Genomic DNA, 22,287 nt, shown 5'->3' with positions numbered 1-22,287 from the left:
TGCCGCACGGTATCTCTATGACCCAAATTGATTCACTACCGCCTCTGCGCGATGTCATCACCAGCCATGATTTAAAGGCCCGCAAGGCGCTTGGGCAAAACTTTTTGCTCGACCTCAATCTCACCTCCCGTATTGCGCGCATCCCCGGAGACCTGTCCCAAACCGATGTGATCGAGGTCGGTCCCGGCCCCGGCGGATTGACACGCGGCTTGCTGGCCGAAGGTGCACGCCACGTGCTGGCCATCGAAAAAGACAGCCGCTGCCTGCCGGCGCTTCAACAAATCGCTGATATCTATCCCGACCGATTTACCTTTGTCGAAGGCGATGCCCTGAAAATTGATCCGCTTGAGCATCTGACACCGCCCATCGCGATCTGCGCCAACTTGCCCTACAATGTCGGCACCGAACTACTGGTGCGCTGGTTGACCCCCAAAGAATGGCCGCCCTTTTGGTCATCCTTGACCTTGATGTTCCAAAAGGAAGTTGCCGAGCGGATCATCGCCCAACCCGGATCAAAGGCCTATGGCCGCTTGGCGATCCTTGCGCAATGGCGCGCCGATCCACGTATCGCGCTGACCTTGCCACCCGAAGCTTTTTCGCCGCCGCCCAAAGTGCATTCCGCCGTGGTACATCTTACCGCCCTGCCCGAGCCGCGCTTTCCGGCCAAAGCCAAGGTTTTGGAACGTGTTGTCGCTGCGGCCTTTAACCAGCGCCGAAAAATGCTGCGCTCTGCCCTCAAAACCTTGTCTCCGGATATTGAGGATCGTCTGCTGGCTGCGGGGATCAAACCCACAGAGCGCGCCGAACAGGTCCCGCTAGAAGCCTTCTGCGCCCTAGCGCGACAATTCGAAGACGACGTCTAACCAAAACGCGAAAAGGCACCCGATTGGGTGCCTTTTTTATTTGTATCTTGTCGCCGGAGTTATTCGGTTGCGGCGTCAGGTGCGTCGCTTGCCGGAGATGTTGGCGCGGTCTCCGCAACTTTCTCAGCCTTAGGTTTGCGCGGCGCACGCGGTTTGCGGGGCGCACGCGGTTTTTTCGGCTTTTCAGCTTTTGGTTTTTCTTCCGCAACCGGCGTTTCAACTGGTGCGGCTGTAACTTCGGCAGCGGGTTTCGGCACCGGTGCGGGTGTGGGTTCAGGCTGCGCTTCGGCACGCGCTTCGGGCGTTTCGACCAGTCCCGGACCTGCGTCCTCTGGTGTTACCACCTCTATAACGTCAGGCTGTTCAGCCTGAGACGGATCAGGTTGTTGCTGCACCCGAGGCTTGGGCTGTTCCTCTGGCTGCGACTCTCGCTGAGTACGCTCACGGTCGCGTTGCGCCTGACGCTCGCGATTTTCTTTTTCCTGCTGATCGCGCTGAGCTTGACGTTCGCGGTTTTCTTTTTCCTGCTGCTCGCGCCGCGCATCTTGCTCGCGCTGCGCTTCGCTCAGCAGACGCATATAATGCTCAGCGTGCTGTTGAAAGTTTTCGGCAGCAACCCGGTCATTGCTCAGAGTGGCGTCGCGGGCCAACTGATTATATTTATCAATAATCTGTTGCGGTGTACCGCGAACCTTGCCTTCGGGACCCGAGCTGTCAAAGACACGATTGATCACATTGCCAAGGTTGTTATTATTGTTGCTGCGATTGCGGTTGTTCTTGTTCCGCGAACGGGATTTGGAAGAGCGCATAATGATTTGATACTCAGCCTGTTTTCGACTGTGGAGGGACCGTTCGGGATGCGTCATGCACCAGCCAAATTACCGATCACCGTTATGTGTGGCTTACCGTCGGGGCGGACACATATATGCGATCCACTTTCCTAACTAAGACTGAATAACCATAAGGTTGCCTTCAAAACAAGAGGCAATGGCACGAAATTCCCGGTTTCCCGTCTAATTGGCGCTATTTTGCGTGTATTTTGCCAGAGACCACACGATCTCGGCCATCAAGATCGGGAATCACGCTAACTTGGGTAAATCCGGATGTCACCATCATGGCACTGACGGCTGCACCTTGGGTCGGGCCAATTTCCACCAAAATCCGCCCGCCATCTTCAAGATGGGCTGGTGCCCCTGCCACGATCAAGCGATAGGCCGTCAGACCGTCTGCCTCATCGGTGAGCGCAAGGCGCGGCTCGTAGTCGCGCACCTCCGGAGACAAGTCCGCCATTTCATTCAATGCGATGTAGGGTGGGTTTGACACAATCAAATCATACCGTTCAGATTGACCGGCCAGCGGATCATACCAGCTGCCAACCTCAAACGCCGCGCGCCCGTCCAGCCCCAACGCATTGCGGTTCCAAAACGCCACATGCAACGCTTCGGGGCTCAGATCAACGCCCAGACCCACACAGCCGTCCCGTTCAGCCAGCAATGTCAAAAGAATGCACCCCGAGCCGGTCCCCAAATCCAGCACTCGCTCAAACGGACCGGCAAGGGCCGCTTCGATCAAGGTTTCCGTTTCCGGACGCGGGTCCAGCACCTCTGGCGTCACTAAAAACTCGCGGCCATAGAACATGCGCCGCCCGATCAAATGACTGACCGGCACCCGTTCGCAGCGTCTTTCAACCAAAACGTTAAAGGCACCTTCAAGGTCAGCAGCCACATCTTCAGGTAAAAACAAGGTCAATCTGCCCGCTGGCACCTTCAGCACATGCGCCAACAACCGCCGCGCATCGCGCCCGGCATCCGGAACACCCGCCGCAGTCATCTGCCTTGTGGCACGCGCGCACAGCTCTGCCCCGCGCATCGGTTAAGTCCCCAATTCCGCCAACAACGCGGCTTGATGCTCCGCTGTCAACGCATCGATGATGTCATCCAGATCGCCCTGCATGATCTGGTCAAGCTTGTACAGGGTCAGCCCGATGCGATGATCGGTCAGACGCCCCTGCGGGAAGTTATAGGTTCTGATTCGCTCGGACCTGTCTCCGGACCCGACTTGCGATTTGCGGTGCGCAGATCGCTCATCCGCAACCTTCTGGCGTTCCAGATCAAACAAGCGCGCCCGCAGAACCTGCATTGCAATATCGCGGTTCCGGTGCTGTGATTTTTCCGAGCTGGTGACAACAATCCCGGAAGGCATGTGGGTTATCCGCACGGCCGAATCCGTGGTGTTCACGTGCTGCCCTCCAGACCCGGAGGCACGCATCGTATCGATCCGAATGTCGCCGGGATTGATCGCAATATCAACTTCCTCGGCCTCGGGTAGTACCGCAACCGTGGCTGCCGAGGTGTGAATTCGCCCCCCCGATTCCGTTTCCGGAACCCGCTGCACCCTATGCACACCGGATTCAAACTTGAGCCGCGCAAAAACACCGTCGCCTTTGATACGCACCACCAGCTCTCGGATACCGCCCAGCTCTGATGTCGCCTCTTCGATGACTTCCCAGCGCCAGCCGTGTTGCTCAACATAGCGTTGGTACATCCGCGCGAGGTCACCGGCGAACAAGGCCGCCTCATCGCCGCCGGTTCCGGGACGAATTTCCAGCATAGCCGGGCGGGCGTCTGCTGCGTCTTTGGGCAACAAAGACAACTGAACCGCGTGTTCGACCTCTGGCAGGCGTTCGCGCAGGCCGAGCAGTTCTTCTTCAGCAAGTTCGCGCATCTCTGGATCATCCAGCATCGCTTCGGCCTCAGCGAGATCGGCAACCAGACGTTCCCAGTCAAGGATCTGGTCCACAACCGGTTTCAGCTCTGAATATTCACGGCCAAGCTGCGCAATATCGCCTTCGCCGAGGGCCATGCGGGCCTCAACATACTCAAGACGTTCTTTGATTTTCTGCAAGCGTTCAAATGGGATCATCCCAGTTGAATTGCCCATCACGCTGCTCGGGTCAAGCGCCGTTCTGCGTTAGCTGGTCCAACCAGCCGTCAACGCGGGCTTTGTTTACCCCGACATCTGACCGGCCAAAACGCGCCCGGCCCCAGATCTCAAGAACATCACCTTGGGCCTGAACACTGGTGTAGTCCGGAAAACCCATCCACAAACTGCGGGTAATATAGGTTGCATGCCCATCTTCGGGGGAACCTGCCAGCAACTCGGTGCGTGGTGTTGCCATAATTTGTGCGTCCAACCGGGCAAAACCGCCCTCGCCTAAAACAACCCGCCGGCGGACACCATTGGTCAGATCCTGATCTGCGGACACCTGCGGGTCGACATGCCAAACCGCAGGATCGGACGGTGCCAGACGCACCCAGCCCAACACGCCCACAACGACGACAAGAATCGCGAAAAATACCATGCGCACGGCGGCCTCTGCTCTGAGTAATGTGACTTGCCAACGCCATGCCAAGACGCTGACGATTCTGAAAGCCTTGTTTGCGGACAAGGTGAATTTTCGGCGAAAATTCGATCATCGATCAGCGACGGGTCCATCCCCAAAGACTGAGCAATTCGGTCCCGACATGGGCGGCGGCGATTGCAGTTGCGCCAGTTGTGTCAAATGGGGGGGACACTTCGACAACATCGCCGCCAACCATGTTTATTCCGGCCAAACCGCGCAGCATCACGGCAGCCTGATGGCTGGTCAGCCCGCCCCAGACCGGCGTTCCCGTTCCGGGAGCAAAGGCCGGATCAAGCGCGTCGATATCGAACGTGATATAACAAGGGCTATCGCCGACAATCTCGCGCACCTGACCGGCAATCGCCTCAGGTCCTTGGGCATGAACCGCGCGCGCATCCAGAATATTAAAGCCAATAGTATCGGGGTTGTCGGTGCGAATGCCGATCTGCGCCGATTTTTCAGGGACAACAATACCTTCTTTGGCCGCCTTATACATAAAGGTGCCGTGATCGACGCGTGCAGCATCATCATCGGCCCAAGTATCGGTATGGGCATCAAACTGAATAACACTCAAAGGGCCGTGTTTTGCTGCATGGGCTCGCAAACAGCCAAGGGTGACCGAATGGTCGCCGCCAATGGCCACACAGGCGCTGCCCTGTGCCATAATACCGGCGACATGCGCTTCGATCAGCCCGGGCACCAAATCGGGCCGCGCATAATCGAATGCCATATCGCCATAATCGGCGATGGCGAATTCCGATAGCACGTCATAGCCCCAACCATAGGGCGCATCGCAGGGCTGCAATAAAGAGGCCTCGCGGATGGCGCGCGGCCCCAAGCGGGTGCCGGGCCGGTTGGTCACCGCTTGATCAAATGGCAATCCCGTCACCGCAATGTCAACACCGGTCAAGTCCTTGGAATACCGGCGCCGCAAAAACGACGCCGCCCCTCCAAAGACGTTTTCAAAGGACGGTCCTTTTAAATCCGTGCGGGTAAAGGCATGATCAACTTCGGTTTTTGCGTCTTCCAGGCTCATCGTTGCGGCTCTTTTCTGTTTCAACATGGGGGACGTGCATCGGCACAAACGACCAGCCCGTCACATTTGATCAAATTCTGCCGCAGATCGGATCACAAGGGCAAGGCTTTCTCTACCAAGCGTGCAAAAAAGCTGGCACCGATCGGCGCAATCGTATCGTTGAAATCAAACTCAGGGTGATGGCACACTGGTCCGCCGCCCTGCCCCAAAAACAAATAGGCACCGGGCCGCGCCTCAAGCATGTAGCTGAAATCTTCGGCGGCCATGATCGGTTTGCAGTTCCCGTCAACATGATCAGCCCCGACCACGTCACGGGCAACCTCAGCTGCAAAAGCGGCTTGGGCAGTATGGTTTACAGTCGCTGGATAGCCTTGCTCGTATTTCAGTTCGGCCTCCATCCCAAAGACTTTGGCCTGATGTTCGACGATATCCGCCATCCTTTCCATGACCAATGCCTGAACGTCTTTGTCAAAACTGCGCACCGTCCCCTCAAGAAAGGCGGTGTCCGGAATGATGTTGTGGCTGGTCCCTGCGTGGATCTGGGTGACGCTGACCACCAAACGATCAATTGCATCGACATTGCGCGACACAATCGACTGGATCGACTGCACCATCGCCACAGCCGCAATGATCGGATCGCGGGTGGAATATGGCATTGCGCCGTGCCCGCCAACGCCCTTGATATTGATTTGAAAACTGTCCACCGCTGCCATTAATGGCCCCGGCGCGGTCAAAATGTGGCCTTCGGCGTCTTCGGGTGAATTGTGGATGCCAAAGACCTCGTCGATTGCAAAGCGCTCCATCATGCCTTCTTCGACCATGATCCGGCCTCCGCCGCCGCCCTCTTCGTCCGGCTGGAAAATCAGCGCCACACGGCCTGCGAAATTGCGGGTTTCGGCAAGATATTTTGCCGCCCCCAGCAACATCGTCGTGTGCCCGTCATGCCCGCAGGTATGCGCAACCCCCGGCACGGTCGAAGCATGGTCCGTGCCTGACAAATCGTCCATCGGCAGGGCATCCATGTCGGCCCGCAATCCGATTGTACGGCCCTCTGAACGCCCTTCAATGATGGCAACCACACCGCTGCGAGCAATCCCTTCATGGATATCAGTGATCCCGAATTCTTTCAGCTTTTCAACCACAAACGCAGCCGTCTTAAAGCAATCAAGACCCAGTTCGGGGTGTTGATGCAAATGGCGGCGCCATGCTGTCATATCATCTTGCATGGCGGCGATAGAATTCACGATGGGCATTGGCAGATCTCCTTTGCGCCTGATCCTCATTCAGATCCTGTTAAAGCTCAAGCGTGACGTCACGCTGCATGGGACACTGGCCTGACCTCAGGCTTTGTGACGGGTCTCGATCAAGCGGGCAAAGAAGGACGCCCCAATCGGAGCGGCTTCATCGTTGAAATCAAACTCAGGGTGATGAACAGACGCGCCAATCCCCTGACCCAAAAACAAAAAGGCCCCCGGACGCGCTTCAAGCATATAGGAAAAGTCTTCGGCCCCCATTTCGGGCGGCAAATCGTCAATGACCTGCCCCGACACCTCGCGCGCAACACTGGCCGCAAACATCGCCTGCGCCTCGTGATTGATCGAGGGCGGATAGCTTTTGTCGTAGTCCAGCTCCACCTCCATCTCAAAGGCCACCGCCTGCCCTTCGACGATGGCGCGAATGCGCGTTTCGGCCAGCGCCCGCACGTCCGGTGTCAAGCTGCGTGCGGTGCCTGCGATCATCAGCTCACCGGGGATCACATTCATTGCGGATCCGCCGTGAAATTGCGTCATTGAAACCACCAGCGGTTCAAGAGGGCTGACATTGCGCGATACGATGGTTTGCAACGCCTGCGCAATCGCCAGTCCACAAGGGAACGGATCACGGCATTTTTGCGGATAGGCCGCATGCCCCCCCGTCCCGCGCACGGTGACGGTGAAATCATCCACCGCTGCCATAATCGGCCCGCCGTTGGTGCGAAATTCGCCCAAAGTGCCAAAGGGATCGGTGTGCAGGGCAAAGACTTCTTCGATGCCAAAGCGGTCCATCACCCCTTCTTCGACCATGATCCGGCCACCGCCGATGATTTCTTCTGCGGGTTGGAACAACAGCACCACGCGGCCAGTAAAGTTGCGCGTTTCGGCCAGATATTTCGCCGCCCCCAGCAACATTGCTGTGTGCCCGTCATGACCGCAGGCATGCATACGTCCGGCGATTTGACTGGCATAAGGCGCGCCGGTCTTTTCCTCCATCGGCAAGGCGTCCATATCGGCCCGCAATCCGGTCACCGGGCCGTCCCCAGTGCCATTGATCACCGCCACGACGCCGCTGGTTGCGATTCCTTCATGGATTTCGTCAACGCCGAATTCCCGCAACCGGTCCGCTACAAAAGCCGCGGTTTGGTGGCACTCCAATCCCAGTTCAGGATTTTGGTGGATGTGTTGACGCCAGCCCGCCATGTCTTGCGCAAATCCCGCAATCCGGTTCACAATTGCCATGGCTGGACTCCTTTGTCTTGATGCCGCATCCCTCTTGTTGACGCAAAACCACGGGGATATGCAATGACCGACCTGACGAAAGCCGCCTCTGACACCTTGGTCCATGATCCAAAAGGCGGCATGCCGCGTCTTGTGGAAATCATGCGCCGGTTGCGCGATCCGGATGGCGGCTGCCCTTGGGATCTGGAACAGACATTTGCGACCATTGCCCCCTATACCATTGAAGAAGCCTTTGAAGTCGCCGACGCCATTGAACGCGAAGCTTGGGACGAGCTGAAAGGCGAGTTGGGAGACTTGCTGTTCCAATCGGTGTTTCACGCGCAAATGGCCTCAGAAGCCGGATATTTTGAATTCAACGATATAGCCGACACCATGTCAGACAAAATGGTGTCGCGTCATCCGCATGTTTTCGGGGATGAAAACCCAGATAAATCCGCAGATCAGCAAACTGTCGATTGGGAGAAAATCAAAGCAGCGGAGCGCGCATCCAAGGCCCAATCCGGTGTTCTTGACGGGGTTGCTATGGGGCTGCCAGCCTTGATGCGGGCGGTTAAACTGCAAAACCGCGCGGCACGTGTCGGGTTTGATTGGCCAAGCACCGATGAGGTTCTTGATAAGCTGGCCGAGGAGGTCTTGGAGGTACAAGAAGCCCCAACCCCCGAAGACAGGTTCGAGGAATTCGGCGACTTGATGTTTGTCATGGCAAACCTTGCCCGACACTGGAAAATAGACCCCGAGGCCGCTTTGCGGGCCGCCAATGCCAAATTCACCCGCCGGTTTGAATTCATTGAGGCGCAGCTGCAGGCCATGGGCAAAGCGCCAAGCGACAGCGATCTTGCAGAGATGGACACGCTTTGGGACGCCGCAAAACGGGCCGAAAAAGCGACGTGACCCTTTCAATAATTTAAACCCGACTAACCCAATCAGGTATTGACCTGACTGTTTTAGTCAGGCTAAAAAACCGGCAGACAAACTTTGTATCTTACTGGAGAACCAAATGTTCTTGCGCCTCACCACCGCCCTGACTGCACTGGCCGTTGCCGCCCCTGCGATTGCGGAAGAAATCAACATCTATTCTTATCGTGAACCGGCGCTGCTTCAGCCCCTGACCGATGCCTTTACCGCTGAAACCGGCATCAATGTGAACGTCGCGTTTTTGAACAAGGGTATGATTGAACGCCTTCAGGCCGAGGGCAAACGCTCCCCTGCGGATTTGATCTTTACGGTTGATATCTCGCGTCTTGCGGCGGCGGTGAACGCCGGTTTGACCCAGCCCGTGACATCTGATGTCCTGACCACCAATGTGCCGGACATCTACCACGATCCCGACGGACATTGGTGGGGCCTGACCACACGCGCCCGCATCGTTTATGCCTCGAAGGATCGTGTTGCCGACGGCGAAGTCACCACCTACGAAGATCTGGCCGATCCAAAATGGAAGGGCCGCATTTGCACCCGTTCCGGCACCCACGCCTATACCATCGGTCTGGTCTCGGCGATGATCGAACACCACGGCGCAGAAGAAACAAAGACCTGGCTTGAAGGTGTAAAGTCTAACCTCGCGCGCAAACCTCAGGGCAATGACCGCGCACAGGTCAAGGCGATCTGGTCCGGCGAATGCGATATTTCCTTGGGCAACACCTATTATATGGGAAAAATGCTGTCCGACAGCGAACAGCAAGAATGGGCCAATTCGGTCAACGTGCTCTTCCCGACCTTCGAAGACGCTGGCACCCACGTCAATGTTTCTGGCGTCGCAATGACCAAATCCGCCCCAAATCCCGAGAATGCTTTGAAAATGATGGAATTCCTGTCATCGCCAATGGCTCAGGAAATCTATGCAGAGGCGAATTTCGAATACCCCATCGCACCGGGTTCAGAAGCGGTAGATCTGGTCAAAAGCTGGGGGTCCTTCGACGCGGACAGCGTCAATCTCATGACCGTTGCCGGCCACCGCGCCACAGCCTTGAAACTGGTCGAAGAAGTCGATTTTGACGGCTGAACCTGCGCCGCTCATTGAACGGCAACATTGAAACGACAAAAGCCCTCTCTTTCGAGAGGGCTTTTTCATGACGTTTATTGACTTGGCACCTGTCTGCTCATTGGTGCCCCAATCCTTTGGCGCGCAGAAACGAAAAACGGCGCCCCCGAAGGGACGCCGTTTCGTAATTCTGTCACACGTAGCGCTTAAGACGCTTCTGTGATGAACTTAACCGCATCGCCAAACGTCTGAATGGTCTCTGCCGCGTCGTCCGGGATTTCGATGCCGAACTCTTCTTCGAAGGCCATAACCAGCTCAACGGTGTCGAGGCTGTCTGCGCCCAGATCGTCGATGAAAGACGCGGCCTCAGTGACCTTGTCTTCTTCCACGCTCAGGTGCTCAACAACGATCTTCTTAACGCGATCTGCGATGTCGCTCATATTCTTTCCTCACTTCTAGCAGGCCATTTGGCCCGTTTACCCTATCCCCAAGCCGGGGTGGCATGGATTGCCCTTTCGGGCGGCTCGTCCCCCGGCTCGCCGGGCCAGTCTGGCCAGATGGAATCTGCCCAAACCTATTCCTGCGCGCCTATAACACAGGCTGAGGCGATGGCAAATGCTTTCCAACGCCGCTGCCTGTTTGGCGCAGTGGTTACAACATGGCCATGCCGCCGTTCACATGCAACGTCGCACCGGTGGTATATGAGGCTTCATTGCTGGAAAGATACAACACTGCGGCTGCAATTTCCTCGGGGCTGCCCATCCGGCCTGCGGGAATCTGGCCCATGATGCCAGACTTTTGATCGTCATTCAGCTTGTCCGTCATTGCCGTGGCAATGAAGCCGGGGGCGACTGCGTTTACTGTGATACCGCGCGATGCCACTTCATAGGCCAATGATTTGGACATGCCGATCATGCCCGCTTTGGCAGCGGCATAATTGCCCTGCCCCGGATTGCCGGTTGCCCCAACGATGGAAGAGATATTCACAATCCGGCCCCAACGCGATTTCATCATGCCGCGCATAACGCCTTTGCACAGCCGGAATGTCGACGTCAGATTCACGTCGATAACGCTCTGCCATTCGTCTTCGGACATGCGCATAAACAGATTGTCACGGGTGATGCCGGCGTTGTTGACCAAAATATCAACGGATCCCATCGCTTCGGCCGCCTGTTTTGGCAATGCATTCACAGCATCGGCATCGGACAGGTTGCATGGCAATACAAAAGCACGCTCGCCCAGTTCTGCGGCCAAAGCCTCAAGCGGTTCTGTTCGGGTGCCAGACAGGCCCACAGTTGCGCCTGCACCATGCAGCGCTTTGGCGATAGAACCACCGATACCGCCAGAAGCACCGGTCACCAAAGCGCACTTACCAGTAAGATCAAACATTTCTTGTCCTTCCTCTGCCCCATCCACGGGCGCAAAAGTTTTACCTAAAACTTTTACAAAACTTTTATCCCAAAAGTTTTGCGCTCGCCTCAGCCGTTCAGGCTTTCTGCAGCGGTCTTCACATCCGCAGCGGCACCGACATTGCGCAGCGCAGCACCGCGGTGGATGCGTTTTACCATGCCGGACAGCGCTTTGCCCGCGCCGATTTCCCAGAATTCGGTCACCTCATGGGCCACCATCCATTCAACAGATTCGCGCCAGCGCACAGACCCGCAGACCTGATCAACCAACAATGACCGGATCATCGCCGGATCGGTGACAGCTTCGGCCACAACATTGGCCACAAGTGGCACGGTTGGCGCTGAAATCTGAGCCCTCTCAAGCGCTTCGGCCATTGCCTCAGCAGCAGGTTCCATCAAAGCGCAATGGAACGGCGCGCTTACGGGCAGCAAAAGTGCCCGTTTGGCACCGGCTTCTTTGGCAATCACAACCGCGCGTTCAACCGCCGCTTTCGAGCCGGAAATCACAACCTGTGCCGGATCATTGTCATTAGCCGCCGCACAAACCTCGCCCTGTGCCGCCTGGCTGGCCACATCGCGCACTGCTGCAAGATCAAGACCAAGGATAGCCGCCATCGCCCCCTGGCCCACAGGCACCGCCGCCTGCATCGCCAGACCGCGCGCGCGCAGCAGCTTTGCAGCGTCGGTAACCGTCAAAGCCCCGGCCGCTGTCAGCGCCGAATATTCGCCAAGCGAATGGCCCGCAACGAAAGACGCAGCCTCAATCGAAACACCTTCTGCTTCGAGCGCCCGCATAGCGGCAATTGATGTTGCCATCAAAGCCGGTTGGGCATTTGCAGTCAGGGTAAGATCGGCAATATCGCCGTCCCAGATCAGATCAGACAGTTTTTCACCAAGGGCCTCATCGACCTCGTCGAACACAGCGCGGGCTTGTGGATAGGCCTCTGCCAAATCCTTGCCCATCCCGATGGATTGTGCCCCCTGCCCGGGGAAGATGAAAGCGCGGGTCATGCCTGTCTCCTTAATTTATTCTTATCCTGACCCAAGCCCTTACAATCCTGAAGCCTCTCGTGCAACGGCCATGCCTGAATACAATGCAGCATCCATGATACGCGTGCCCTGCACCGTTGCTGTGCATTGGCACAGATTGCGCGAAACGCAGCGGAGGGTATGACCAGTACAGCCCCGCTGATAGGACACCCCTCATGCCGTTACACAATTCCGCCGCCCGCTATGGCTCCGCTGCCAAAATCCTGCATTGGCTCACCGCCGCAGGGATCATGGTGATGATCCCCCTTGGCATCATCGCAAATGGAGCCCCCCAAGACGGGCCAGACGCACTTGCCTGGAAGGTTCAGCTGTTCTCGGCCCATAAAACGCTCGGCATTGCTGTATTTGCAGTTGCTGTCTTGCGGATCGTGTGGGCAATGAGCCAACCGAAACCGGCCCCGCTGCATCCCGACCGCATGCTTGAACATTTCGCCGCCGAAACCGTGCACAAGCTGCTGTATGGGTCGCTTTTGTTGGTTCCAATCTCCGGATGGATTGAACATGCCGCCACATCAGGTTTTGCTCCGATCCTGTGGCCCTTGGGACAAAACCTGCCGTTTGTACCGCAAAGCCCGGAACTGGCCGAAATCGCAGCGGCCATGCACATTATTTTCGAACGTGTCTTGGTGATCTCCTTGATTTTGCACATCGGCGGGGCTTTGAAGCATGCCGTTTGGGACCGTGATCAAACCTTGGCGCGCATGTTGCCCGGCGAGACCCACACACTCACCGTCCCCAAACCCCATGAACCCTTGGGTTTGAAACCGGTTGTTGCGGCCTTGGTGGTCTGGATCGGGGCCATTGGCATTGGCGCTGGCCTTGGACTGTTTGCCAAACACCCGGCAGCTGCGCCTGCGGAATTGGCGCAGGTTGCCTCTGACTGGAATGTTGAAAGCGGTGCGATTGACCTGACAGTCCAGCAATTCGGCAATGCGGTTTCCGGCCAGTTTTCAGATTGGACCGCTGCGATCCGGTATGAGCCTGAAGGCGATGATGCGGATCTGGGACAGGTCGATGTCGAAATCGCCATTGCGTCTGTATCCCTTGGGTCCGTCACTGCGCAGGCCCTTGGCGGTGACTATTTTGACGCAGCAAAGTTTCCGACAGCCAGGTTTACCGCAACGCTCAGCCGCGTGGACGGCGTGCATCAGGCAAGCGGCACCCTAACCCTGCGCGGCCAAGATGTTCCCGTTGCCTTCCCGTTCGAACTGACACTGGACGGGAACACGGCCACTATGACTGGAATGGTCACATTGGATCGCCGGGCCTTTGGTATTGGTGAGGCAATGCAAGACGCAGGCCAGCTTGGCTTTGCCGTGGATGTGGCTTTGTCGCTGACAGCAACCCGCCCGTAACACCCGTCCACAAAAAAGGCCCCCACCAAGAACTGGCGGGGGCCTTTTTCGTTTGCTTCGCTGAAAGAGCTTATTCCGCTTTCATCGCCTCAACCGAGATCATCAGTTGGACTTCGTCGCTGACGTATGGCGCAAAGGCCCCCAGATTGAATTCCGACCGAACCACAGTTGTTGTTGCATCAAAACCGGCCCAAGGCTTGCCCGCCATCGGGTGATCGCCCTCTTGGTTCAACGTCGCATCCAAAACAACCGGCTTGGTCACGCCATTCAATGTCAGCTCTCCAGTGATCTTCGCGGTTGTATCGCCGGTGACTTCGATGCCCGTTGAAGCAAAGCTGACCATTTCATCATCGGCAGCGTCGAAAAAGTCAGGTGACATGAAATGTGTAAAGCGTTCTTCCCATCCGGTCAGCATGCTGCGCACAGGAAAGGCAACGGTGACAGATGAATTGGTTACTTCTTCGCGGTCCCATTTGATTTCGCCCTCAAACCCGGAAAACATCCCGTAGCTGGTCGAATAGCCCAAATGATTGTAGCTAAAGACAATCTGGCTGTGGCTTGCATCCAGTGTATATGTGTCAGCGGCAAGTGCCGCCATTGGGGCTGCGGTCAAAGCGGCGGCCAAAAGCAAAGATTTCATCGCGGTTTCCTTGTGTGCGTATCATCTACACCAAGGAGCTAACCTATCGGGGGCTGTGCACAATTACCGCATTTCCAACACGGTTAGTGTTTTTTCGCACAATCACAAAACCGCGAGATCGCCGTTTCATTCCCGTGCGAGCATCAGGCAACTTAGACCGATTATAAGCATCAACAACGAGACACCCAATTTGATCATCAACATCACCGGATCTGCGGCAACGCCAGAGACTATCCAAATTCCCAATGCCGCAACACCTGTCGAACATCCAAACAAAGACAAAAGCAGCCGCTGAACAAGCCGCGATGGAACCTGCATAGTCGGATCTTGTTTTGCGAGCTGTGCCATTGCGATTTCCATAACTGGTGTCCCTTGTTTCAACTCTTCCAGAATTCCGTTAAAAAATGACGTAAATTGGGCGCGTTCAGGGGAATTTGCAGGCGTCCTTTCAGGCCACACGGGATATGCCGGACAAAGCGGTGCCGCGGCCCTTGCGCGGCAGATAAAACCGTGTAGAAGGAGCCATCCTTTCGCAATTTGTTTTGAACCGCGTAGTCTCTCGTGGGTTGGGGCGGAAGGATCAGCGCCCGGCCCTTTGAAATACGCCTAGATATAAATGGAGTGCACATGCCGCTATATGAGCATGTTTTCATTTCGCGTCAGGACTTGTCCAACGCGCAGGCTGAAAGCCTAGTCGAACATTTTGGCACAGTGCTTGCGGATAACGGCGGTAAAGTCGTTGAATCCGAGTACTGGGGTGTCAAAACGATGGCCTACAAAATCAACAAGAACCGTAAGGGCCATTATGCCTTCTTGCGCACCGATGCACCTGCACCGGCCGTAAAGGAAATGGAACGCCTGATGGGTCTGCATGATGACGTAATGCGCATCATGACCATCCGCGTCGACGAGCACGCCGAAGGTCCCTCGGTTCAGATGCAAAAACGTGACGAACGCAGCGACCGCCGCGAACGTCGCCCACGCGACTAACCCCAAGAAGAGGAGCTAAACCATGGCTGCAAAACCGTTTTTCCGCCGTCGCAAAGTCTGCCCCTTCTCGGGCGACAACGCACCTAAGATCGATTACAAAGACACCCGTCTTTTGCAACGCTACATCTCTGAGCGCGGCAAAATCGTTCCTTCCCGTATCACCGCAGTGTCTGCGAAAAAGCAGCGTGAATTGGCAAAAGCCATCAAACGCGCCCGCTTCCTCGCTCTGCTGCCATATGCTGTGAAATAAGGAGAACTGACAATGAAAGTTATCCTTCTGGAACGTGTGGCCAAATTGGGCCAAATGGGCGAAGTCGTTGACGTCAAAGCCGGTTACGCACGTAACTTCCTGCTGCTGCAAGGCAAAGCACTGACCGCCTCGAAAGAGAACATCGCTCAGTTCGACGCCCAAAAAGCACAGCTTGAAGCGCGCAACCTGGAAACCAAAAAAGAAGCCGAAGCGCTTGGAGAGAAGCTCGATGGACAGCAGTTCATCGTGATTCGTTCTGCGTCTGACGGCGGCAACCTGTATGGTTCGGTCACCACCCGTGACGCGTCCGAAGTTGCCACCGAAGAAGGCTTCTCGATTGATCGCAAGCAGGTTGTGATCATCGATCCAATCAAAATCTTGGGTCTACACACCCTTGATGTTGTTCTGCACCCCGAAGTGACCGTTCAAATCCAAATGAACGTTGCACGCTCTGTTGAAGAAGCAGAACTGCAAGCCTCGGGTAAGTCGATCCAAGAACTGGCCGCTGAAGAAGAAGCGCAAGCTGAATTCGAAGTGTCCCAGTTGTTTGACGATTTGGGCTCCGCCGCCGATGAAGATGGCGACGACGCTCCGGCTCAAGACGCTGAAGAGACATCCGAAGACTAATCTGTCTTTGGACAATTCAAGTTTGAGGCCGCCCGAGCATCGCTCTGGCGGCCTTTTTCTTGTTGCTTGTCACATAGAACAAAAGGCCCAGCCCGTCCCTTCTTGCCAAATGTTTACGACAGTTCCAACGTCTTTGCCCGGTCATAAACCGACTGTGTCGGCACATTCAATGTTTCAGCCGTCAACTGCCCCCCGCCCTCATACCACAAGCTCTTGAACGCCTCGATCGGCATCAAAAGCGCAAAGGCAAAGCGCCGTGCCTCTTGGAATGCATCAGGGTTTGTTGGCGCATAAAGTGCTTGAATGCCAAAGTCAGGGTGCGCCTTGCGGGTGGGTGGCACATGCAAAAGCCAGTGGCCAAGCCCCGTCGCGGTTGCCAAACGGTCGTGCCGCGTTTTGGCATCCTTTGCCAAATAGATCACAGCATTTCGGGCCAGCGGAACATCCAAAAGCACCTCATTTGGTTGATCCGAATACTCAACGTCGACCTCCAACGCGCGGCACAGCGAATCCAGCGGGCCGCCGTCTTGCATCGAGAGTTCAGGGTTTTGCGCCGTGAGCTTTCGCACAATCAAGGCAATTTCCTCATCCGACTTACCGCAGGTGACAGGTTCAATATACGGATATGTCGGGTATTTGCGTGGCATTCAAAACATCCTAACTGGCCAAATAACAGAGGGTTGGCAAAATCATTCAGGGTCAGTTAGCACGACAAATCTTTCGAGGTGGTAAATCAGACTTCAGTTCCTTGGCCCATGCAATTTGGTCTGATGTCTATGCACAAACAGTCAATTCCTGATCGCAGCACCATTGGCTAGATGACGTCCACGGATCAAACAATCTGACTTCATCTAGGTATACCGATATGGAAAACTTTAAAATCATTCTTCTTATCAACGCGATGGCGATGGCAGCTTGCACCCCGCCAATAGAGCGCGATTACATTGTCGACGGACCGCGCAACGCGATGTTCGGCGTCGACCTCAAATCATGCAAACATCTCGCGGAAACAACCCAACAGGGGGTCGGCGCAGCGGGTGCGGTCATTGGGGCCACCAGCGGGGCGATTTTTGGCGCGCTTGACGAAGACAGCGACTCTGAGACCGTATTGGCGGGTGCGGGTATCGGAGCTGTTGCCGGAGCCGCAGCTGCACAGGATGCCAGCCAAACCGAACAGCGCAATATCGTCATTCGCTGTTTGCAAAACCGAGGCCATGCCGTGGTTGGATGATGCGACAAGGATGGCTGATAAAGTTACAGCAAGGAAAATTTCCCCGAAAGGATAGTTTCAAATATTCCTTTAGTAAATTGGTCACCATTTGCGGGCAGTTTCCAGTGTCTCCCACCCGATGCTGGTAGCCTACAACGAGGATTAGAAATGAATTTTTTCGGCAAAAAGCGCCAAAATCACGAACAGCCTACGGACAATGAGCAGGCTCTCTTGCAGATGATTGAACAGTCCCAGGCAGTCATCTACTTCAAGCCCGATGGCACAATCACACATGCAAACAAAAACTTTCAATCGGCCTTGGGCTATGAATTGCAGGAAATTCACGGCCAAAAGCATGCGATGTTTGTGGACCAAGACTATGGTCACAGCGCCGAATACACCCAATTTTGGACGGGTTTGCGCGACGGAAAATCATTTACGGATCAGTTTCCGAGGCTCCGAAAAGACGGCACAACAATCTGGATTCAGGCCACCTATGCCCCTGTAATAGATGCCGCTGGCGAAGTTTCACAGGTCATCAAGATTGCCAGCGATGTGACCGACCGCAAGGCTGGAATTGATTCTGTCGCTGCCGGATTGAATGCTTTGAAAGATGGAAACCTGTCTTTTCGATTAGACCAATCAGAGCTACCCGATATCCAACTGCTGGTTGCGGCCTTTAATGATGCGCTTGATCAGTTACAATTCCTCGTATCGCAAGTGAAGGCGGCCAATCTGACCATCAGCCAAGGCAGTGATAGGATGCGTCAATCCTCCGATCAGCTATCCAAACGCACCGAGACCCAAGCAGCAACGCTTGAACAGACCGCTGCCGCGATCGAACAGCTGACCTCGAACGCCACGGCCGCCGCTGAAAACGCTCGCAACGTTAACGACATCGCCAGCAACACCCGATTGGCGGCACAAGACAGCGGACGTGTCGTAGCAGACGCTACCGAAGCCATGGGCCGGATCGAAACTTCGGCTGGTGAGATTTCTCAGATCATCACAGTAATCGACGATCTGGCGTTTCAAACGAACCTCTTGTCGCTCAATGCTGGAGTAGAAGCCGCCCGCGCTGGCGAAGCGGGCCGCGGGTTTGCCGTTGTTGCGACCGAAGTGCGGGCCTTGGCGCAACGCTCGGCCGATTCTGCCCGCGACATCACCAAACTTATCAATGAAAGCACCGGACATGTATCTGAGGGGGTCGAATTGGTCGAACGGACCAGCCACCAGCTAAACCAAATTTTTGACGAGGTCGGTGTCATTTCGTCAAACATCAAAGAGATATCGGGCAGCTTGATCCAGCAGTCATCAACCCTGTCGCAGATCAATAGCGCAGTGTCCGAGCTGGATCATGTGACCCAAAGCAACGCTTCCATGGTTTTGGAAACGGCTGACATCAGCAAGTCTTTGCAAGGGGACAGTCAAAAACTCAGCAATCAGGTGGCTTCGTTTCATACAACCAGCTCAGAAAGCGCGCCCTGGACGGTGCAGACGGATATGCCCCGAAAATCTCTCGCCTCCTAAGCCCTGCCCCGACGCCGTACACAAAAAAAGAGCCGCCCGAATAGGCGGCTCTTTCCCAATTCAATCAACAGACGTTTACTCGTCGTCGAGCGCTTCAACTGCTTTTTGCAGATCGTCTTTGGAGATCTCTTTTTCAGTCACTTCAGCTTTTTCAGCAATGTGGTCGATCACTTTGTCTTCAAAGATCGGCGCACGCATCTGTTGCTGCATCTGCGGGTTCTCACGGACGTAGTCAAAGAACTGGCGCTCTTGACCCGGGTACTGACGCGCCTGGTTCATGATCGCTTGAGTCATTTCCGCTTCGCTGACTTCAACTTCGGCTTTCTGACCCAGTTCGGCCAACAACAAGCCTAGACGCACGCGGCGTTCGGCCAGTTTGTTATGCTCGTCTGTTGGGACAACCGGATCGTGGTCGTGGCCCTGAACGTCGGGGTTTTCTTCGTGCCACAGCTGGTGCGCAATCTGGCCAGCTTCGGCTTCGACCAGCGACGGCGGCAGATCGAAGGAAACCAGATCGTCCAGCTTGTCCAACATTGCGCGCTTCATCACCTGACGTGCGGCACCAGTGTATTCAGCTTCAAGACGCTCACGGATTTGACCCTTCAGGCCATCAAGGTCTTCGGCACCGAATTTGGTGGCCAGCTCGTCATTGATCTCAGCAGCTTTGGGCGCTTTGACTTCTTTGACTTTGACCTCGAACACAGCGTCTTTGCCGGCCAGGTTTTCCGCGCCATATTCCTCGGGGAATTTGACTTCAACGTTCTTTTCGTCGCCGGCTTTGACACCGATCAGCTGCTCTTCGAAACCCGGAATGAAGGAACCGGTTCCGAGGGCCAGAGGGTAATCCTCAGCCGCGCCGCCTTCAAAGGCTTCGCCGTCAACTTTGCCCAAGAAGTCGATGACAACCTGGTCTTTATCTTCAGCTGCGCCGTCTTTGGTTTCGAAATCCTGAGCGGTTTCGGCCAAAGAAGCCAGCGCTTCGTCAACGCTTGCGTCGTCTGCTTTGACAACCAGTTTTTCGACTGCGATGACCGACAGATCGATTTCCGGAACAACGGGCAATGCTTCGTAGGACATGTCGACGTTGATGTCGTCGCCCTCTTTCCAGTCATCGTTGGTCATTTTGATTTCTGGCTGCAACGCAGGACGATCGCCACTGTCTTCAAAATGCTTGTTCATGGCACCGTCGATGGCTTCTTGCATCGCTTCGCCCATCAGGCGCTGGCCGAACTGCTTTTTCAGCAATGGCATAGGGACCTTGCCCTTGCGAAAGCCCTTCAGCTCAACTTCGGGCTGCGCTTCTACCAGCTTGGCAGTGACTTTTTCGTCCAGCTCAGCGGCTGATACGACGATCGAATAACCGCGCTTCAAGCCTTCGTTCAGGGTCTCGGTGACCTGCATGCTTCGTCCTCTTTTCGGCTTGGCCGTGGCGCGTCGCACCCCAGCACATGAATAAATCTGCGCTCTTCTAGCATGCACGCCCGCCCGCGCAAGCTGCTTTTGGCATGCAGGGCCTGTCCCCTAAGGAAAACAGGCCAATAATGATGTATGGGGCGCGTTTGGCGCGTTCAACCGGCGCGATACAGGTTTTCACCCGGAACGGGGGCTTGGGGATCAAGCACGCCTTTGGCCTTCATATCGGCCCAAAGCGCTGGCGGGATATCTGTGCGAATCCACTCTTGGGTCGCGGCCAGTTCCTTGCGGCTGCGCAGCCCCGGAATGACCGACGCCACCGCAGCATGGGCCAGTGGAAAGTGAAGTGCCGCAGCGGGCAATGGCACGTCATACTCTGCGCAGCATGCGGATAATGCGGCGACCTTGTCGATCACCTCTTGCGGGGCTTCGCTGTAATTCCACGTGCGGCCACCGACCAGAATGCCAGAGTTGAACGGCCCGCCGAGCACGATTGATACATTGCGATCCGCGCAGATCTGCATCAGTCCGGTCAACGACCCCTGCTCTAGCAGAGTGTAGCGCCCCGCCAACAAGAACACATCCCAATCCCCGATGTCCAAAGCATCAAGACAGGCCTGTTCTTCGTTGACACCCAGCCCGATCGCCTTGACCACGCCAGACACTCGCAATTCATCCAAAGCCCGATAGCCGCCTTTGGCAAGATCCCGGAAATGGCCCGCATTTTGCACACCATGGGTCAATTCACCGATGTCATGCACATATAAGATGTCGATCCGGTCCAGACCCAAACGTTGCAGTGAATCCGCAACGGACCGCATAATGCCGTCATAACTGTAGTCATATACCGGATGGAACGGCAGCGCGTCGGGCCAACCCATGGCGGCGGGATCCTCGGCCGCGCCGGGGACCAGCAACCGGCCAACCTTGGTCGACAGGATATAGTCACGCCCGCGCAGCCCGTCCCCGATCAACCGTTCAGACCGGCCAAACCCGTAGAACGGCGCGGTATCGACATAGCGCATTCCGCTGTCAAAACCGCTGCGCAAGGTCAGCGCGGCCTCATCAGCATCAACGGCCCCCAGCAATCCGCCCAAAGGCGCGCCGCCAAAACCCAAGGTTGGAACCATCAGGCCGGTCTGGCCAATCTGCCGCTTTGTCAGCTTCATTTTTCTGTCTCGCGTTTGTAGGGCGTGCCGCCGCAATAGAGCGTTGTCAGCTCGGCCGCCATTTCACCGTACATCTTGACGATTTCCGCTTCGCTCGGAACCACATGATCATCGACCCGCTTCAAATACGGACAGCTAAGCGCCGCCGCGATTTCTCCGGACGGACCAAATATCGGGAACGAAATGTTGGTCACACCGATCGTTGTGGCCGATGGCATTCGTTCATAACCGACGCGGCGGATCCTGTCCAAATGGCTGTTGAATTCGGCACGGTCCAGCTCGGGCTCGCCAATGGCGCGGCGGTGGATTGCGATCAATCCGTCCACCTCTTCGTTTGATCGAAAGGCCGCCAAGACCCGCCCCGTCCCGGTGTTCCACAACCCCACCACCGTGCCCGATCTTAAGGCAAGTCCCCAATTTCCAGGGGATTCCGCTGAGGCGACAATCACAATATCGCCGTTGCTTTCCATGCCTAAGTGACACGATTGCCAGGCTTTGCGCGTCACCGCCCGCATCATCGGCAAAGCCGCTTCGATCACCCGTCCAATCGGCGAATGACGTTGACTGATCGTGAACATCTTGAGGCTGAGTGTGTAACGGTCCCCCGCTGGCGTCCGCGATACATACCCGCGCCGCACCAGTGTCGACAGCATGCGGTAAATTTCGCTTTGGGACCGGTTCAGCGCTTTGGCCACCTCACCTTGGGTCATGCCTTCGCCGTGGTCTGCCAACAACTCGATGATATCGAGCCCTTTTTCCAAGGCCGGAGCGCGATATTTCTCACCGGTGTCGTCCATAGCGTTTCCTCAATTTCGCATTCACATCATTCAGGGTCACGAAAACAACCTTCACTGTCAAGCTTGATT

25 protein-coding genes are annotated in these 22,287 nt (G+C 55.9%); 9 read left to right on the top strand and 16 right to left on the bottom strand.

Annotation, left to right across the window (positions count from 1 at the left end):
• The first annotated feature begins 17 nt into the window (after positions 1-17).
• On the top strand, positions 18-863 hold the full coding sequence (gene rsmA, locus C8N36_RS01050) for a 16S rRNA (adenine(1518)-N(6)/adenine(1519)-N(6))-dimethyltransferase RsmA (RefSeq protein ID WP_097802805.1): 846 nt from the start codon (positions 18-20) through the stop codon (positions 861-863).
• A 59-nt stretch (positions 864-922) separates the two neighbouring features.
• On the opposite strand, the gene C8N36_RS01045 is transcribed toward rsmA, so the two are convergent.
• The 7 genes from C8N36_RS01045 to C8N36_RS01015 all read right to left on the bottom strand — a co-directional run bounded on the left by C8N36_RS01045 (position 923) and on the right by C8N36_RS01015 (position 7,797).
• Entirely contained in the window at positions 923-1,672 is a 750-nt protein-coding gene (locus C8N36_RS01045) for a DUF4167 domain-containing protein (protein ID WP_097803001.1), read from the bottom strand.
• Between the two features lie 214 nt (positions 1,673-1,886).
• Positions 1,887-2,732 (bottom strand): peptide chain release factor N(5)-glutamine methyltransferase, encoded by an 846-nt coding sequence (gene prmC / locus C8N36_RS01040; protein WP_097802806.1) that lies wholly within the window; start codon positions 2,730-2,732, stop codon positions 1,887-1,889.
• Between the two features lie 3 nt (positions 2,733-2,735).
• Positions 2,736-3,785 (bottom strand): peptide chain release factor 1, encoded by a 1,050-nt coding sequence (gene prfA / locus C8N36_RS01035; RefSeq protein WP_097803002.1) that lies wholly within the window; start codon positions 3,783-3,785, stop codon positions 2,736-2,738.
• A gap of 31 nt (positions 3,786-3,816) precedes the next feature.
• A complete protein-coding gene (locus tag C8N36_RS01030) occupies positions 3,817-4,224 on the bottom strand; it encodes a DUF1499 domain-containing protein (RefSeq protein WP_306456902.1) in 408 nt (135 codons plus the stop codon).
• A gap of 118 nt (positions 4,225-4,342) precedes the next feature.
• Complete coding sequence (gene speB, locus C8N36_RS01025; protein WP_097803004.1) at positions 4,343-5,302, bottom strand: agmatinase; 960 nt, start codon at positions 5,300-5,302, stop codon at positions 4,343-4,345.
• 92 nt (positions 5,303-5,394) lie between these two features.
• Entirely contained in the window at positions 5,395-6,555 is a 1,161-nt protein-coding gene (locus C8N36_RS01020; RefSeq protein ID WP_097803005.1) for a M20 aminoacylase family protein, read from the bottom strand.
• Positions 6,556-6,642: 87 nt separating this feature from the next.
• Positions 6,643-7,797, bottom strand: coding sequence for a M20 aminoacylase family protein (locus C8N36_RS01015; protein ID WP_097802807.1), 1,155 nt, complete (start codon positions 7,795-7,797; stop codon positions 6,643-6,645).
• Positions 7,798-7,860: 63 nt separating this feature from the next.
• On the opposite strand from C8N36_RS01015, the gene mazG reads away from it, so the two are divergent.
• Positions 7,861-8,688, top strand: coding sequence for a nucleoside triphosphate pyrophosphohydrolase (mazG, locus tag C8N36_RS01010; protein ID WP_097802808.1), 828 nt, complete (start codon positions 7,861-7,863; stop codon positions 8,686-8,688).
• A gap of 106 nt (positions 8,689-8,794) precedes the next feature.
• A complete protein-coding gene (locus C8N36_RS01005; protein ID WP_176527058.1) occupies positions 8,795-9,799 on the top strand; it encodes a Fe(3+) ABC transporter substrate-binding protein in 1,005 nt (334 codons plus the stop codon).
• Between the two features lie 185 nt (positions 9,800-9,984).
• On the opposite strand, the gene C8N36_RS01000 is transcribed toward C8N36_RS01005, so the two are convergent.
• The 3 genes from C8N36_RS01000 to fabD all read right to left on the bottom strand — a co-directional run bounded on the left by C8N36_RS01000 (position 9,985) and on the right by fabD (position 12,198).
• Positions 9,985-10,218 (bottom strand): acyl carrier protein, encoded by a 234-nt coding sequence (locus C8N36_RS01000; RefSeq protein ID WP_097802809.1) that lies wholly within the window; start codon positions 10,216-10,218, stop codon positions 9,985-9,987.
• A gap of 211 nt (positions 10,219-10,429) precedes the next feature.
• Positions 10,430-11,167 carry a 3-oxoacyl-ACP reductase FabG gene (gene fabG, locus C8N36_RS00995; RefSeq protein WP_097803007.1) on the bottom strand — a complete coding sequence of 246 codons (738 nt, stop codon included), beginning with the start codon at positions 11,165-11,167 and terminating at the stop codon, positions 10,430-10,432.
• An 89-nt stretch (positions 11,168-11,256) separates the two neighbouring features.
• Positions 11,257-12,198, bottom strand: coding sequence for an ACP S-malonyltransferase (gene fabD / locus C8N36_RS00990; protein WP_097802810.1), 942 nt, complete (start codon positions 12,196-12,198; stop codon positions 11,257-11,259).
• A gap of 194 nt (positions 12,199-12,392) precedes the next feature.
• On the opposite strand from fabD, the gene C8N36_RS00985 reads away from it, so the two are divergent.
• Positions 12,393-13,592, top strand: a complete 1,200-nt coding sequence (locus C8N36_RS00985; protein ID WP_097802811.1) for a cytochrome b/b6 domain-containing protein — start codon at positions 12,393-12,395, stop codon at positions 13,590-13,592.
• 70 nt (positions 13,593-13,662) lie between these two features.
• On the opposite strand, the gene C8N36_RS00980 is transcribed toward C8N36_RS00985, so the two are convergent.
• Positions 13,663-14,232, bottom strand: coding sequence for a YceI family protein (locus C8N36_RS00980; protein ID WP_097802812.1), 570 nt, complete (start codon positions 14,230-14,232; stop codon positions 13,663-13,665).
• A 126-nt stretch (positions 14,233-14,358) separates the two neighbouring features.
• Positions 14,359-14,580 carry a hypothetical protein gene (locus C8N36_RS00975; RefSeq protein ID WP_141467924.1) on the bottom strand — a complete coding sequence of 74 codons (222 nt, stop codon included), beginning with the start codon at positions 14,578-14,580 and terminating at the stop codon, positions 14,359-14,361.
• A 279-nt stretch (positions 14,581-14,859) separates the two neighbouring features.
• On the opposite strand from C8N36_RS00975, the gene rpsF reads away from it, so the two are divergent.
• Genes rpsF through rplI form a run of 3 tightly spaced genes read left to right on the top strand, consistent with a single transcriptional unit; the run spans position 14,860 to position 16,099 of the window.
• Positions 14,860-15,222: a 30S ribosomal protein S6 gene (gene rpsF, locus C8N36_RS00970; RefSeq protein WP_097802814.1), complete on the top strand. Its 363-nt coding sequence runs from the start codon at positions 14,860-14,862 to the stop codon at positions 15,220-15,222.
• 22 nt (positions 15,223-15,244) lie between these two features.
• Complete coding sequence (gene rpsR / locus C8N36_RS00965) at positions 15,245-15,472, top strand: 30S ribosomal protein S18 (protein WP_097802815.1); 228 nt, start codon at positions 15,245-15,247, stop codon at positions 15,470-15,472.
• A gap of 12 nt (positions 15,473-15,484) precedes the next feature.
• Positions 15,485-16,099, top strand: a complete 615-nt coding sequence (gene rplI, locus C8N36_RS00960) for a 50S ribosomal protein L9 (RefSeq protein ID WP_097802816.1) — start codon at positions 15,485-15,487, stop codon at positions 16,097-16,099.
• Between the two features lie 113 nt (positions 16,100-16,212).
• Here rplI and C8N36_RS00955 read toward each other — a convergent pair whose 3' ends face one another.
• The gene (locus C8N36_RS00955) at positions 16,213-16,746 is read right to left on the bottom strand and encodes an ImmA/IrrE family metallo-endopeptidase (protein WP_097802817.1); all 534 of its coding nucleotides are present in this window, start codon (positions 16,744-16,746) and stop codon (positions 16,213-16,215) included.
• Between the two features lie 218 nt (positions 16,747-16,964).
• Between C8N36_RS00955 and C8N36_RS00950 the strand changes: the two genes are divergently transcribed.
• Both C8N36_RS00950 and C8N36_RS00945 read left to right on the top strand, forming a co-directional pair.
• Positions 16,965-17,330, top strand: coding sequence for a glycine zipper family protein (locus C8N36_RS00950; protein WP_097802818.1), 366 nt, complete (start codon positions 16,965-16,967; stop codon positions 17,328-17,330).
• Between the two features lie 147 nt (positions 17,331-17,477).
• Entirely contained in the window at positions 17,478-18,839 is a 1,362-nt protein-coding gene (locus tag C8N36_RS00945) for a methyl-accepting chemotaxis protein (protein ID WP_097802819.1), read from the top strand.
• 75 nt (positions 18,840-18,914) lie between these two features.
• Here C8N36_RS00945 and tig read toward each other — a convergent pair whose 3' ends face one another.
• The 3 genes from tig to C8N36_RS00930 form a co-directional block, all read right to left on the bottom strand.
• The gene (gene tig, locus C8N36_RS00940) at positions 18,915-20,240 is read right to left on the bottom strand and encodes a trigger factor (protein ID WP_097802820.1); all 1,326 of its coding nucleotides are present in this window, start codon (positions 20,238-20,240) and stop codon (positions 18,915-18,917) included.
• A gap of 167 nt (positions 20,241-20,407) precedes the next feature.
• Positions 20,408-21,421, bottom strand: a complete 1,014-nt coding sequence (locus C8N36_RS00935) for an aldo/keto reductase (RefSeq protein WP_097802821.1) — start codon at positions 21,419-21,421, stop codon at positions 20,408-20,410.
• Positions 21,418-22,218 carry an IclR family transcriptional regulator gene (locus tag C8N36_RS00930; RefSeq protein WP_097802822.1) on the bottom strand — a complete coding sequence of 267 codons (801 nt, stop codon included), beginning with the start codon at positions 22,216-22,218 and terminating at the stop codon, positions 21,418-21,420. The genes C8N36_RS00935 and C8N36_RS00930 overlap by 4 nt, the downstream gene beginning before the upstream one ends.
• Between the last annotated feature and the right edge of the window lie 69 nt (positions 22,219-22,287).

It is taken from the genome of Pelagimonas varians (assembly GCF_003208435.1).
Taxonomy (GTDB): Bacteria; Pseudomonadota; Alphaproteobacteria; order Rhodobacterales; family Rhodobacteraceae; genus Pelagimonas; species Pelagimonas varians.
The sequence above is the reverse complement of the archived record's forward strand: the minus strand, read 5'-3'. Positions and strand labels throughout refer to the sequence as shown.